Origin of the sequence: Pseudovibrio sp. Tun.PSC04-5.I4, from assembly GCF_900104145.1 — a bacterium.
Lineage (GTDB): Bacteria > Pseudomonadota > Alphaproteobacteria > Rhizobiales > Stappiaceae > Pseudovibrio.
Window position 1 is genome coordinate 1,057,562 of record NZ_FNLB01000006.1, and the last position, 13,412, is coordinate 1,070,973.

13 protein-coding genes are annotated in these 13,412 nt (G+C 51.6%); 6 read left to right on the forward strand and 7 right to left on the reverse strand.

From position 1 onward, the window contains the following. Positions 1 to 42: 42 nt before the first annotated feature. From BLS62_RS09930 to rpsF, 7 genes are all read right to left on the reverse strand, one after another. Positions 43 to 669 carry a CvpA family protein gene (locus BLS62_RS09930; protein ID WP_093188729.1) on the reverse strand — a complete coding sequence of 209 codons (627 nt, stop codon included), beginning with the start codon at positions 667 to 669 and terminating at the stop codon, positions 43 to 45. 81 nt (positions 670 to 750) lie between these two features. Then, positions 751 to 2,154, reverse strand: coding sequence for a DNA repair protein RadA (radA, locus tag BLS62_RS09935; protein ID WP_093180026.1), 1,404 nt, complete (start codon positions 2,152 to 2,154; stop codon positions 751 to 753). 33 nt (positions 2,155 to 2,187) lie between these two features. Further along, positions 2,188 to 3,345, reverse strand: a complete 1,158-nt coding sequence (gene alr / locus BLS62_RS09940; protein WP_208990793.1) for an alanine racemase — start codon at positions 3,343 to 3,345, stop codon at positions 2,188 to 2,190. A 130-nt stretch (positions 3,346 to 3,475) separates the two neighbouring features. Continuing rightward, entirely contained in the window at positions 3,476 to 4,963 is a 1,488-nt protein-coding gene (locus tag BLS62_RS09945) for a replicative DNA helicase (RefSeq protein WP_093180028.1), read from the reverse strand. 335 nt (positions 4,964 to 5,298) lie between these two features. Next, a complete protein-coding gene (gene rplI / locus BLS62_RS09950; RefSeq protein WP_093180031.1) occupies positions 5,299 to 5,904 on the reverse strand; it encodes a 50S ribosomal protein L9 in 606 nt (201 codons plus the stop codon). A 152-nt stretch (positions 5,905 to 6,056) separates the two neighbouring features. After that, positions 6,057 to 6,302 (reverse strand): 30S ribosomal protein S18, encoded by a 246-nt coding sequence (gene rpsR, locus BLS62_RS09955; protein ID WP_093180034.1) that lies wholly within the window; start codon positions 6,300 to 6,302, stop codon positions 6,057 to 6,059. A gap of 6 nt (positions 6,303 to 6,308) precedes the next feature. After that, positions 6,309 to 6,761 (reverse strand): 30S ribosomal protein S6, encoded by a 453-nt coding sequence (gene rpsF, locus BLS62_RS09960; protein WP_093180037.1) that lies wholly within the window; start codon positions 6,759 to 6,761, stop codon positions 6,309 to 6,311. 513 nt (positions 6,762 to 7,274) lie between these two features. Between rpsF and fabD the strand changes: the two genes are divergently transcribed. From fabD to BLS62_RS09990, 6 genes are all read left to right on the forward strand, one after another. Continuing rightward, positions 7,275 to 8,228, forward strand: coding sequence for an ACP S-malonyltransferase (gene fabD / locus BLS62_RS09965; protein WP_093180040.1), 954 nt, complete (start codon positions 7,275 to 7,277; stop codon positions 8,226 to 8,228). A gap of 115 nt (positions 8,229 to 8,343) precedes the next feature. Further along, a complete protein-coding gene (fabG, locus tag BLS62_RS09970) occupies positions 8,344 to 9,081 on the forward strand; it encodes a 3-oxoacyl-[acyl-carrier-protein] reductase (RefSeq protein WP_093180043.1) in 738 nt (245 codons plus the stop codon). A gap of 277 nt (positions 9,082 to 9,358) precedes the next feature. Beyond that, positions 9,359 to 9,595 (forward strand): acyl carrier protein, encoded by a 237-nt coding sequence (locus BLS62_RS09975; RefSeq protein WP_093180045.1) that lies wholly within the window; start codon positions 9,359 to 9,361, stop codon positions 9,593 to 9,595. A 123-nt stretch (positions 9,596 to 9,718) separates the two neighbouring features. Continuing rightward, positions 9,719 to 10,984 carry a beta-ketoacyl-ACP synthase II gene (fabF, locus tag BLS62_RS09980; RefSeq protein WP_093180048.1) on the forward strand — a complete coding sequence of 422 codons (1,266 nt, stop codon included), beginning with the start codon at positions 9,719 to 9,721 and terminating at the stop codon, positions 10,982 to 10,984. 144 nt (positions 10,985 to 11,128) lie between these two features. Further along, entirely contained in the window at positions 11,129 to 12,304 is a 1,176-nt protein-coding gene (gene mltG / locus BLS62_RS09985) for an endolytic transglycosylase MltG (protein WP_093180051.1), read from the forward strand. Between the two features lie 211 nt (positions 12,305 to 12,515). Beyond that, positions 12,516 to 13,406, forward strand: a complete 891-nt coding sequence (locus tag BLS62_RS09990) for a YicC/YloC family endoribonuclease (protein ID WP_093180053.1) — start codon at positions 12,516 to 12,518, stop codon at positions 13,404 to 13,406. Positions 13,407 to 13,412: the final 6 nt, after the last annotated feature.

Genomic DNA, 13,412 nt, shown 5'->3' on the forward strand with positions numbered 1-13,412 from the left:
CTCCTTGGTTCTTACTTGGGCCAATTGCCGAGAATTTATATCTTAGTTCCGGCCATTGCCGGATGCGGTTAATTGGTCAATTCCGCGCCGCTCACTTGGGGAGTAGCGGGCTTCTTCGTCACTTGAGGCGTCAGATGGGCTGCTGGCAGCGCCACTTTGCTTGCGGATCTGATCCAGAATAGCCCGTTCCGGGTCTTCTGGCAGGGCAGCAACAAGGCTTTGTCCGGTACTGACAAGCAGGTGACGAGACTTAGCTTCCATGATCCAGTTCGGTTGCTTTGGTTCTGGCACGAACCAGTTAAAGAACAGCACAGCAACAACCACAAGCAGGAAGCCACGTGCTGCGCCAAAAACGAAACCTAATGTACGGTCGAGCGCACCGATGCGGCTATCCAGAACGAAATCTGAGATCCGCATGGTGACGTAGCTCACCACAATCAAAGTCACTAGGAAAATAGCACCTGCGGCGATCGCTGTCGCCAAGGTGTCATTAGCGACATGCTGAAGCACAAATGGTTTCAGGCTACTGTAGAAATAGAAAGCGGCGACTGCTGCTGCGACCCAGGATGCAATGGAAAGTACCTCGCGTACAAACCCGCGAATCATTGCGAGGACGCCAGAGAACAACATTACGACGAGTAGAATTCCGTCTAAGAGTGTGATCGGCATCTGTCGACACATGTCCCTTGTTTGACTGGTAGGCCATCTTCACGTGGCACCAACCTGTTAAAATCAGCCTAGGGTAAACCCTTAAGCGTTTTCCGTTTTCTGTGCACTGACAGCAATGGTTGCTATCAGGTCTCCAAGTTCCTCAAGCCCTTTTACCTGGCCGAGCGCTTTGGAGCCTTCCTTCATATTCCCGTCAGGTATCACTGCCTGACTAAAACCGAGCTTGTGCGCTTCCTTTAATCGGGAAGCGGCCTGCGCTACTGGACGAACCGCACCAGACAGACTGATTTCGCCGAAATAGACGCATTCGAGGGGAAGAGCAACCCCACTAAGCGATGAGATCAGGGCTGCCGCCACGGCGAGGTCAGCTCCTGGCTCGTTAATTCTAAGTCCGCCAGCCACGTTTAAGTAAACATCATGTTGCGCGAACTTAACACCACAACGGGCTTCAAGCACGGCCAAAATCATGGAGAGGCGCGCGCTATCCCACCCGATCACGGCCCGGCGTGGCGTTCCAAGCGGAGAGGGAGCAACAAGCGCCTGCATCTCTACCAACAAAGGACGGGTGCCTTCTATCCCAGCAAACACGGCTGAACCTGGAGCCGTAGCACTGCGTTCACTCAAGAATAACGCGCTCGGGTTCTTGACTTCTCGCAGGCCCATATCTGACATTTCAAAGACGCCGATTTCATCGGTTGGTCCAAAACGGTTCTTCACGGCTCGCAAAATTCGGTACTGGTGTGCGCCATCGCCCTCAAAATAGAGCACCGCATCCACCATGTGTTCCACAACGCGAGGACCGGCGATCTGCCCATCTTTTGTGACGTGGCCAACAAGGACAACAGTGGTTCCGGTTTTTTTAGCAAAGCGGACCATCGCCTGAGCAGACGCACGTACCTGTGTAACAGTGCCGGGAGGCGAATCCGCCATCTCCGTCCAAAGCGTCTGGATACTGTCGAGGATAACCAGATGTGGACGCTCATCCCCTTTTTTGGCCTCAAGCGTTGCCAGAATGTCTTCAACGCTGGTCTCGGCGGCCAGTTGAACCGGAGCATCACGCAAACCAAGGCGATCAGCGCGCAGGCGAACCTGATCAACTGCTTCCTCGCCAGAGATGTAAATGATGTTGTGGCCCTGATAGGCAAGATGCGCGCTGGCTTGGGTCAAAAGAGTGGATTTACCGATACCCGGATCCCCACCAACCAAAAGCGCTGAACCCTTCACAAAACCACCACCGGTAACGCGGTCCAGTTCCGCAACACCTGTTACAATGCGCGGTGCTTCTTTTGTTTCACCGGAAAGCCCAACAAGAGGAACCACACGTCCCTTTGCGCGGGTCGCAGTTTTCGGACCTGCGCCAATGCCGCTTGCCTGTTGTTCTTCCTGAATGGTGTTCCATTCGCCACAACCTTCGCAGCGGCCAGCCCATTTGAGTGTGGTTGCCCCACACGTCTGACAGGTAAATGAAAGGGAGCGTTTCGCCATTTTTAATTCAGGATCCTGCCAGTGTTGGTAAGCCTAGCTTTTATAGTGGCGTGTATAGCGTGCTCCGAGGCTACACAGCAATTCATATGGAATGGTTTGGGCAAAGTTTGCCAGTTCATCCACGCTTACATGTGCCCCCATGACCTCAATGGTGGCTCCGCGTACAAGATGTTCTGTAGGAATGTCCGTCACATCCACCGCAACCATATCCATGGAAACACGCCCGAACAGAGGAGCGAAATGCCCTCCAATAAACACACGTGCACCGTTTGGGTTAGAATCAGAGTTCCCCACCAATCGGTGCAAGCCGTCTGCATAACCAATGTTTATGGTCGCAATCCGGCTTTTTCGCGATGTAACGCGAGAAGCCCCATAACCCACAGAATCTCCAGATGGGACATCCCTAAGGTTTATGATCTCAGCCCGAATATGCGCAACGGGTAACATTGGATTGGGCGTGTCAGGCGCAGGATTTCCGCCGTAAAGGGCGATCCCGGGACGAACCAAGTCGAATTGAAACTCCGGTCCCAAGAAAATACCGGCTGAATTGCTTAAGGATTTCCGCGCATCAGGAAACTGTTCGCATATGCGCAAAAACCGCTTTAGTTGCTTTCGATTCATTGGATGATCAGGCGTATCAGCACATGCAAGATGGCTCATGACCAGATCGACTGAGATTCCTGTGAGAGCCCTTGCAGATGCATTGAGTGAAATAGCATCACTGACAGCCATACCAAGGCGGTGCATGCCGGTGTCAAAATGCAAAGCAGCTCCAAGTTGCTGATTCTCCGCGCGCGCAAAAGAAGACCAATCGGCAACCTCTTCAAGACTACCTAAAACCGGTTTGAGATTGAAGTCGCGGTAAAGCTGTTCACGGCCATGGAAAAGGCCATTCAGGATAAAGATCTCCGCGAGGGGCAATTCTGCCCGCAGTTCGATACCTTCCTCAGGAAGAGCAACGAAAAAGACGCGTGCCCCAGCCTCAAAAAGTGCCCTGCCAGCCTCAGCTGCACCAAGCCCGTATGCACTGGCTTTAACAACAGCTGAACACGTACAACCATCTCCAACCCTGCCGTTGAGGTAACACCAATTTGCCCGCAAAGCAGTCAAGTCAATGGTCAGTTGAGCAGCTCCGCCAGCTATAATGGAAAATCGGTTTGGAGAAGGGGTGGCGGTATGTGTCACGTGCATGCCTTTAGATTCTTAAGATGCCCGACAGCCTACAGAAGATAGTGGCAATTAAAAAGCAAGACCCGGAGCACTACACAACTGATGCGCGTAACCCCGGGTCATAAAGCTTATCCAAAAGGATGAACCTGCGTTATTCCAACATCCGCTCAGGAACATGAGCGTCATCTGCAAGATCGGAGAAGCGAGTAAACTCGCCCTGGAACTGAAGATCGACAATACCAGTAGGACCGTGACGCTGCTTGGCGATGATAACTTCCGCCTTGCCGCGTATCTGTTCCATCTGAATTTTCCATTCTTCGGACTCAGGTGTTCCTTCCTGAGGTTCTTTTTTACCCATGTAGTACTCTTCGCGGTACACAAATAGGATCACATCCGCATCCTGCTCGATCGAGCCAGATTCACGAAGATCAGACATTTGCGGTCGCTTATCGTCTCGGTTTTCAACCTGACGAGAGAGCTGGGAAAGCGCGATAATCGGAACGTTCAGTTCCTTTGCCAACGCTTTAAGGTTGGTGGTGATCTCGGTAATTTCCTGTACGCGGTTGCCTTGGTTCTTGTTAGAACCGCTGAGCAGCTGAATATAGTCGACCACGAGTACGTCCAGCCCCTTTTGTCTCTTCAGCCGGCGGGCTTTGGAAACAAGAGACGCGATGGAAATACCACCAGTTTGATCCACATGCAGTGGAACGTGTTGCATATGCTGGGTTGCAGCAACAAGTTTTTCAAAATCAGCCTCATTGATGTCGCCGCGGCGAATCTTTGAGGAGGAAATTTCGGTTTGCTCGGAAATAATACGCGTCGCAAGCTGCTCGGCGCTCATTTCCAAGGAGAAGAAGCCAACAATGCCGCCGTTTACAGTCCGTAAAGAGCCATCAGGCGCTTCTTCAGTCTGGAAGTTCTGAGCAATGTTATAGGCGATGTTTGTTGCCAGCGAGGTTTTACCCATCGCAGGACGACCAGCAAGGATAACCAGATCTGAGGACTGTAAGCCCCCCATCAGTTTATCCAGATCCCGTAGACCGGTTGAAATACCTGAAAGCGCACCTTCTCGTTGGAAAGCTGCCGCCGCCATTTCAATCGTTTGTGTCAGAGCGCTGCCGAAATCCTGAAACCCACCATCAGACTTACCGGTTTCCGCCAGCTCAAACAGACGACGTTCAGCGTCATCAATCTGGGAGGAGGGTGGCATGTCGATCGGCGCGTCATAGGCGATGTTCACCATGTCTTCGCCAATGGTAATCAGGTTACGGCGGGTCGCAAGGTCGAAAATCGTTTTGCCGTAATCCTCTGCATTGATAACAGAGGTCGCATCGCCAGCAAGACGCAGAAGATATTGAGTTGCAGACAAGTCCGCAATCTTCTCGTCGGCTGGAAAGAATGTTTTGAGCGTAATAGGCGAGGCAATCTTGCCGGCCTTAATCAACGCTCCGCATTTATCATAGATATCCTTGTGGGGAGCTAAGAAAAAATGGCGTGCTTCTAGGAACTCCGAGACACGATAGTAGGTCTCGTTGTTTACCATGATGGCACCAAGAAGCTGGCGCTCTGCTTCGGCATTATGTGGAACCACTCGCATGGTCTCACTAGCCTTCTCTAATTTTTGGACTGTGCCCTTCATTGCGCCCCTCATGCCGCTTGGCAACTTGGTTACAGCTTAAACGCCGGCAGGAAAAGGGGCGGATGGCACCTTAAACCCAGTTCTTTAACAAATTAAAATCAGCGGGGAAAATTGCAGGTTGCCAATTGACAGCGGCCACTCTCCAAGCGTGAGGAAAGCTGAGAAATTTTATCTAAAATCAGCTGTATTCAGCGATTTTCGCTCCAACTACAATTATTAACTATGCGAATCTGGAGGGATAGAATCAAAGGAGTTTCTGCCGATTCTATCAGGGGGTGCGACAAAAAAAGGCAGGGTCTGAGACCCTGCCTTTTTTAAAGAGAACTGAAAAAAAATTATTCTTCAGTTTTTTCTTCAGTTTCTTCTTCTTCACCTTCAGCAGCTTCTTCAGAAGCAGCTTCGTCGCCTTCTTCCAACTCTTCGTCTTCGTCGAATTCAAAAGCGTCTGCTTCGCGACCGGTGAGGTCTTCACCAGCTTGCTGGCGCTGAGCTTCGTCAATAGAACGCGCAACATTGATGGAAACAACAACTTCCACTTCAGGGTGCAGCGTGATGACAACTTCATGCATGCCGATGGTTTTGATCGGGGAGCGCAAGGTAACCTGGGAACGCAGAGCGGAAAAACCGCCAGCAGTCAGGAGTTCTGAAATGTCGCGTGTTGCAACTGAACCGTAAAGCTGACCAGTTTCGCCAGCTGCGCGGATAACCGTGAAGGTGTTGCCAGCAAGCTTTTCGCCAACTGCAGCAGCTTCAGATTTGCGCTCAAGGTTACGTGCTTCAAGCTGTGAACGCTCGTTTTCGAAACGCTCAAGGTTTCCCTTGTTCGCACGAAGAGCTTTGCTCTGTGGCAGAAGGAAGTTACGTGCGTAACCGTCACGAACAGTAACGGTGTCGCCCATCTGACCAAGTTTAGCAACGCGTTCTAGAAGGATAATTTTCATGGAGCTTCTCCTATGCTGTCCTGCGATACAATGTGCCCGCAGTTAGAGAGAGCCGTCGGTATCTTCCGAGCAATCTCTCAACCAGGATTCTGGCGACGCCAGAATCACAAAAAAGGTCAGGACGCAAAGCATCCTGACCCAATAACCAAGTCTTACTTGATTACGAACGGCAGCAGGCCGAGGAAACGAGCGCGTTTGATGGCACGAGCCAGCTCACGCTGTTTCTTTGCGGAAACTGCGGTAATACGGGAAGGAACAATCTTGCCGCGCTCAGAAATGTAGCGCTGCAGAAGACGGATGTCCTTGTAGTCAATCTTCGGAGCATTTGAACCGGAGAATGGGCATGTTTTACGACGACGGAAAAATGGACGACGTCCTGCAGATGAAGATTCAGACATGTTCAATTACTCCGCTACTGGTGCTTCGGTACGACGAGGACCACGATCAGGGCGGTCACCACCACGATCAGGGCGATCGCCGCGATCTGGGCGAGGGCCACGATCAGGACGGTCACCGCGACGACGGTCGTCACGATCACGCTTCTGCATCATTGCGGACTGTTCTTCGTCCAGCGCGTCTACACGGATGGTCATGAAACGAAGAACGTCTTCGCTCAGGCCCATCAGACGTTCCATTTCAGCAACAGCCGCATGAGGAGCATCTACATTCATAAGAGTGTAGTGAGCCTTACGGTTCTTGTTGATACGGTAAGTCAGGGTGCGCAGACCCCAAGTTTCGATTTTGCCGACTTTGCCGCCGTTTTCTTCGATAACAGTTTTGTACTGTTCAACGAGGGCTTCAACCTGCTGAGTAGAAATGTCCTGACGTGCCAGGAACACGTGCTCATAGAGCGCCATGTGGATTACCTTTCTGAGTTATGTCATCCCAGTATCGGCGCAAAGCCCCTTCGTATGGCCCTCAGAAAAAGGCCCAGAAGATGTTCACACAAGAGCGGAGACACGGGAAGACGGATATCTTTCGACTCCTACAATCCGTAAGGATTGCCCTCCTTTAAGCCTCCAGCCTAATACTGGAAACGAGAAGCGCTTTATAGCCAATCCCCTGCAAAACACAAGCGGCATCAGCCAAATATACCTTTTTTCCAGGCGTAGTCTTGACATTGCCTCACTGAGACGGCTCATGTCGCCCGCAAGAACTAGTCAGGAACGTGGGTAATCCTCGGTTTCTTGGCTGTACTTTGAGGTGGTCGAGAGACTATCCGGAGTGCTACGTATTTTGGTGGTGGTCATAATTTGCACGTATTTACTGAATTATTAGCCGCCCCATCTTGGAATATTAAGTGGGCCACCCACCTTAGATAAAACCGGTCCATATATGACGCAACTGGAATGCGACGGAGCAATTTATAGATGACTATAGCCTTTACATTTCCCGGACAGGGTAGCCAAGCTGTAGGAATGGGTAAGGAGCTTGCCGACACGTTCCCGGAAGCGCGCGCTGTATTTGAAGAAGTTGATGCAGCTCTTGGTCAGTCTCTGACCAAAATCATGTGGGAAGGCCCTGCTGATGAGCTCACGCTGACAGCTAACACCCAGCCAGCTCTGATGGCTGTTAGCCTCGCAACCATGCGCGTGCTTGAGGCGAAAGGTGTTGACCTTTCAAAAACCGCCAGCTTTGTTGCCGGTCATTCCCTTGGCGAATACTCCGCATTGGCCGCTGCTGGCTCTTTAAGCATTGCTGATGCTGCGCGCTTGCTGCGTATCCGCGGCGATGCCATGCAAAAAGCCGTTCCAGTGGGTCAGGGCGCAATGGCAGCTCTGCTCGGTCTGGACTTTGAGCAGGCCATGGAAGTTGCTGAGGAAGCTGCGCAGGGGGAAGTTTGTCAGGCTGCGAGCGACAATGCGACTGGTCAGGTTGTTGTGTCTGGTCACAAGGCAGCTGTTGAACGCGCCTGTGAAATTGCAAAGGGCAAAGGGGCCCGTCGTGCGCTTATCCTTCCTGTATCTGCACCGTTCCATTGCTCACTGATGCAGCCAGCTGCAGACGCAATGGCAATAGCGCTTGCTGAAGTTGAAATCAAAGCGCCTGTTGTTCCCCTTGTTGTAAACGTTCTGGCAGCTCCGATTACGGACCCGGAAGAGATTCGCACTCGCCTCATCCAACAGGTCACTGGTACAGTACGCTGGCGCGAATCTGTAAGCTGGATGGCGGACAATGGTGTGACCACACTTATCGAGGTGGGCACGGGTAAAGTGCTAACCGGTATGGTGCGCCGTATTGTGAAGTCTCTGGAAGGCGCTGCAATTAACACTGCCGAAGATATCGATGCACTCGTTGCCCGTCTCGAAGGCGTTGAGAGCTAATACACAGGTTTTGGAGGACTCATAGAGCCGCAATTGGTTGTGCCTGTAGACGGGACCAACTTTTCCTCTCTATGAGCTTTCTTTAAAGATTTTTTTAGCCGAGGAGACAAACGGCATGTTCAATTTGGACGGAAAAAGCGCGCTTGTAACAGGTGCCACTGGTGGTATCGGCGAAGCGATCGCTCGTTCTCTTCATGCGCAGGGCGCAACGGTTACGCTTTCCGGTACACGTGAAGCGAAACTGGAAGCACTGGCTGCTGATCTGGGCGAACGCGTTCACATCAAAGCAGCGAACCTGTCTGATCGTGACAGCGTAGATGCACTTGTTCCAGCTGCTGAAGAGATGATGGGCGGTCTGGACATTCTGGTCAACAACGCTGGCATCACCCGCGACAACATCTTTATGCGTATGAAAGATGAAGAGTGGGATCAGGTGCTTGAAGTGAACCTGTCAGCAACGTTCCGCATTTGCCGCGCAGCAATCAAAGGTATGATGAAACGCCGTCATGGCCGTATCATCGGTATTACCTCTATTGTTGGGGTCACCGGTAACGCAGGTCAGGTAAACTACTCCGCAGCTAAAGCTGGCATGATTGGTATGTCCAAGTCTTTGGCGCAGGAAGTGGCTTCTCGTAAGATCACCGTTAACACAATTGCTCCAGGTTTTATTGCAACCGCAATGACCGATGAGTTGAATGACAAGCAGCGCGATTCGATCCTGGGCAACGTTCCAGCGGCTCGTTTGGGCACTGCAGAAGAAATTGCCAGCGCAGCTGTTTATCTTGCAAGTGACGAGGCCGCGTATGTTACCGGTCAGACACTGCACGTAAATGGCGGCATGGCGATGATTTAAGCACACAAACCCGCAGCGCGAACTCTCCATGAGTTCAAGGGGCATTCATCACTGGCGGACTGGTAAACCACAGCAGTTTGTGCTAGGAACCCGCCGATCAGATATGGCCTCTTGGAAAGAAGAGCGGAAAAGCTGCGGTTTTCTTTGGAAGCGGCTTAACATATAGGCCGTTGTGTCTTTTCAAAAGAACCAGAGTGTGCAACACGGGTGCCAAGTGATACCAAGGCCCCGCGTAGCGGACCGAAACACTACTTTGAAAACCAATTGAGGACTTAAAATGAGCAATGTTGCAGAACAGGTTAAGAAGATCGTTGTCGAACACCTCGGCGTAGAGGCAGACAAGGTCATTGAATCTGCAAGCTTCATCGACGATCTGGGCGCAGACAGCCTAGACACTGTTGAACTGGTTATGGCTTTTGAAGAAGCTTTTGGCGTTGAAATTCCAGATGATGCTGCTGAAACAATTCAGTCAGTTGGCGATGCTGTGAAGTTCATCGAATCCAAACAGGTTTAATCCTGTTTCAAAGCTAGGTACGCGGTGGGTCACTTGCACTCGCCGCGCCTGTTTTTGTTGCACGCCTGTCGCTGCGAACGACATTATAGGTAGCAACCCCCTCCTAATTAAAGTGCAGGAAATATGCGTCGAGTCGTTATCACAGGCATTGGCATGGTTAGCCCACTGGGCAGCAGTGCAGAAATCTCTTGGCAGCGAATTCTTGAAGGTAAGAGCGGTGCACGACGCATCGAAGGCTTCGAAATCGGGGATCTTAAGACAAAGATCGCCTGTCAGGTGCCTCTCGGCGACGGAACCGACGGGACCTTCAATCCTGATGAATACATGCTCCCAAAGGAACAGCGTAAAGTTGATGATTTTATCATTTATGCTGTAGCTGCTGCTCATCAAGCGCTGGCCGATGCGGACTGGAAACCGGAGACCGAAGAAGAGCAGAACCGTTCAGGTACGCTCATTGGGTCCGGAATTGGCGGCCTTCAGGGCATTGCCGAAACAGCTATTATGATGGAAGAGAAGGGGCCAAGCCGTGTTAGCCCATTCTTCATTCCAGGTCGTTTGATCAACCTTGCAAGCGGGTATGTGTCTATTCAGCACAAACTCAAAGGCCCGAACCATTCTGTGGTGACAGCTTGTTCAACAGGAGCGCACGCCATTGGCGATGCTGCTCGTTTGATCGCGCTGGATGACGCTGATGTTATGGTTGCAGGTGGTACCGAGAGCACAATTTGTCGCCTTGGTGTTGCTGGCTTTAACGCTTGTAAAGCGCTGTCTACTGCCTACAACGATGAGCCTGAAAAAGCGTCTCGTCCCTACGATAAAGACCGCGATGGTTTTGTTATGGGTGATGGGTCTGGTGTCGTTGTCCTGGAAGAATACGAGCACGCCGTTGCGCGCGGCGCTAAAATTTACGCTGAAGTTGTTGGGTATGGTCTGTCTGGTGATGCACACCACATTACAGCGCCAGCGTCTGACGGTGACGGCGGTTTCCGCTGTATGCAAGCTGCGTTGAAACGGGCTGGTGTATCACTCGGTGATGTTGATTATATCAATGCGCATGGCACTTCAACGCCAATGGGTGATGAAATCGAATTGCGTGCGGTAGAGCGTTTGGCTGGCGATGCGGCTGGAACTCTGACCATGTCTTCCACGAAATCTGCAACAGGTCACCTTTTGGGTGCTGCTGGCGCAGTTGAAGCAATCTTCGCAGTTTTGGCAATCCGTGATCAGATTGCTCCACCAACAATCAACCTTGATAATCCATCAGTTGAAACTGAGATAGACTTGGTCCCTAATAAAGCCAAGAAGATGGACATAACTTACGCATTGTCCAACTCATTTGGTTTTGGCGGAACAAACGCATCTCTGGTTCTCAAAAAAGTTGAAGCTTAATTCGCTTTTTTGATATGTGAATAAGAGGGGCCAGACTCCGCGTTGCGGGTTCTGGCCTTTTGTATTTGGACTCTTCAGTGAGTGTATGACTCGGTAATGAGTAAAGATGGGAAAGCCCTGTGCTTTCCGATGTAGAGGGTTAATATGGCTCAAACGCCTGAAGACAACTCAAACGGGCCAAATGACCATTCAGGTCTATACATCCAGCCGGGCGGATCTTCCGCACCGCGCAGTCCAAGTCGGGCCATCCAGCCTGAAACCGCTCCACCACCTCCACCTCGCTCCCGTCATGCGCGCAATCCTGTCGTTATTACAATCAACTTCCTACTTTCAATGGCGGTGTTGGGGATAATTATTGCAGGTGCTGCTCTGTATTGGGGCAAAGGTCAGTTTGACGCAGAAGGCCCGTTGAGCGAAGAAAAAAACTTCATTGTCGCCAGCGGCATGAGCCTGCCTCAGATCGCCGGAAAGCTGGAGGATGAAGGCGTCATCTCCAATTCCTTGGTGTTTGAAGCTGGAACTCGTCTGTTCAAAAACGAGACAAAAGTGAAAGCGGGTGAATACGCATTCCCTGCTCGCATTTCCATGAAAAGCGTCATGGATGATCTCGTGTCGGGCCGCGCGGTCTACCACTCAGTGACCTTCCCGGAAGGTTGGAGCAGTGCTCAAATCATCAAACGCCTCAATGCGAACGAAATTCTGACCGGTGAGATTTCATCGATCCCGGCTGAAGGATCGCTTTTGCCGGAGACCTACACATTCACACGTGGAACCACGAGAACGCGTATCATTGAGCAGATGCAAAAGGCCATGACGCAGAGCATTGCCCGTATCTGGGAAAAACGATCTCAGGGCCTGCCGATAGATTCACCAGAAGATCTTGTAGTACTAGCGTCCATCGTGGAGAAGGAAACCTCCAAGCTCGATGAGCATTCACGTGTTGCCTCTGTTTTTGTGAACCGTCTGCGCAAGGGAATGCCGCTACAATCCGATCCGACCATTCTTTACGGTCTGTTTGGCGGCGATGCATGGACCACAGATCGGTCCGCGATTACTCGCTCCATGTTGAAGGCAAAGAACCCCTACAACACCTACCAAATTAAAGCACTGCCTCCGGGGCCTATCGGAAATCCGAGTGTTGCTGCTCTGGAAGCTGTTGCGAATCCGGCACGCACCAAAGATCTGTACTTTGTGGCAGATGGAACCGGCGGCCATGCCTTTGCTACAAGCTACAAGCAACATCAACGCAATGTGGCCAACTGGCGTAAGATAGAAAAAGAGCTGCGCGCCAAACGCAAAGCTGAAAAGAATAAGAACTGATCTGCGGATTTTTGCAGGACAAGCCTGATGAAACCTGCCCTATGACTGCATAGGGCAGGTTTTTTCCTGACCGGACAGGTTTTGTGCAGAATGGAAGACATATCTCATGGGATCTGGAAGACTGAGTGAATAAGCTTTGGCTTAGGTATTTAGGATAATGGGTTGCCCATACTAATTTGAATGACCTTTTGGTCTTACGGAGTTTCAAAGAATGACACTGGCAAGCATGACCGGTTTCGCCCGCGTTGAAGGTGCGCATGAAGAAACACGATGGGTCTGGGAGCTGCGCTCAGTCAATGGCAAAGGCTTTGATGCGCGCTTACGCTTGCCTCAGGGCTTGGATGGTGTGGAAGCAGAAGTACGCAAGCGTCTCGCCGCCCAATTGAAGCGCGGTAACGTATCCGTCGGCTTGCAAATGCAGCGCCCTCACGGCGATACAGCGCTGGTCGTCAATGAAGTCGCTCTGGAGCAGGTTTTGAAAGCCATTTCCGTTCTGCGTGAGCGCCTGCCGGATTCTCCTGAACCGACACTTGATGCCATTCTTGGATACAAGGGTGTTCTGGAGTTTGAAGAGAGCGAAGAAAGCGAAGAAGAGCAGGGTGCCCAGCTCAAGACGGTGTTGTCCTCCTTCGATGAGGCTCTTTCTGAGTTGGTAAGCATGCGTTGCAGTGAAGGCCGCGCGATCACGACGCTGCTCAAGGGGCAGATCGACACCATTGAGGCGTTGACTAAGCAGGCAGAGCAATTGCCCTCTCGCAGCCCTGAAGCCATTCGGGCACGCATGAAAGCACAACTGGACGAGCTTCTTGAAGCCTCCAGCCAGCTGGATCCGCAACGCCTGCATCAGGAAGCCGCTGTTCTGGCAACCAAAGCAGATATTCGCGAAGAGTTGGACCGGCTCTATGCCCATGTCACAGCCGTTCGTGAGCTTGTAACAAAGGGCGGCGCAATTGGTCGCCGGTTGGATTTTCTTGCTCAGGAATTTAACCGCGAAGCCAATACATTGTGCTCCAAATCCAACAGTGTGGAACTGACAGCCATTGGTCTGGAGCTGAAAACAGTGATTGATCAGTTGCGCGAGCAAACACAGAATATCGAATAAGCGCAC

What these genes read in the sequence shown, in the direction of transcription:
- BLS62_RS09930 (WP_093188729.1), bottom strand. Translation starts at nt 669, where the DNA reads ATGCCGATCACACTCTTAGACGGAATTCTACTCGTCGTAATGTTGTTC.
- radA (WP_093180026.1), bottom strand. Translation starts at nt 2,154, where the DNA reads ATGGCGAAACGCTCCCTTTCATTTACCTGTCAGACGTGTGGGGCAACC.
- alr (WP_208990793.1), bottom strand. Translation starts at nt 3,345, where the DNA reads ATGCACGTGACACATACCGCCACCCCTTCTCCAAACCGATTTTCCATT.
- BLS62_RS09945 (WP_093180028.1), bottom strand. Translation starts at nt 4,963, where the DNA reads ATGAAGGGCACAGTCCAAAAATTAGAGAAGGCTAGTGAGACCATGCGA.
- rplI (WP_093180031.1), bottom strand. Translation starts at nt 5,904, where the DNA reads ATGAAAATTATCCTTCTAGAACGCGTTGCTAAACTTGGTCAGATGGGC.
- rpsR (WP_093180034.1), bottom strand. Translation starts at nt 6,302, where the DNA reads ATGTCTGAATCTTCATCTGCAGGACGTCGTCCATTTTTCCGTCGTCGT.
- rpsF (WP_093180037.1), bottom strand. Translation starts at nt 6,761, where the DNA reads ATGGCGCTCTATGAGCACGTGTTCCTGGCACGTCAGGACATTTCTACT.
- fabD (WP_093180040.1), top strand. Translation starts at nt 7,275, where the DNA reads ATGACTATAGCCTTTACATTTCCCGGACAGGGTAGCCAAGCTGTAGGA.
- fabG (WP_093180043.1), top strand. Translation starts at nt 8,344, where the DNA reads ATGTTCAATTTGGACGGAAAAAGCGCGCTTGTAACAGGTGCCACTGGT.
- BLS62_RS09975 (WP_093180045.1), top strand. Translation starts at nt 9,359, where the DNA reads ATGAGCAATGTTGCAGAACAGGTTAAGAAGATCGTTGTCGAACACCTC.
- fabF (WP_093180048.1), top strand. Translation starts at nt 9,719, where the DNA reads ATGCGTCGAGTCGTTATCACAGGCATTGGCATGGTTAGCCCACTGGGC.
- mltG (WP_093180051.1), top strand. Translation starts at nt 11,129, where the DNA reads ATGGCTCAAACGCCTGAAGACAACTCAAACGGGCCAAATGACCATTCA.
- BLS62_RS09990 (WP_093180053.1), top strand. Translation starts at nt 12,516, where the DNA reads ATGACACTGGCAAGCATGACCGGTTTCGCCCGCGTTGAAGGTGCGCAT.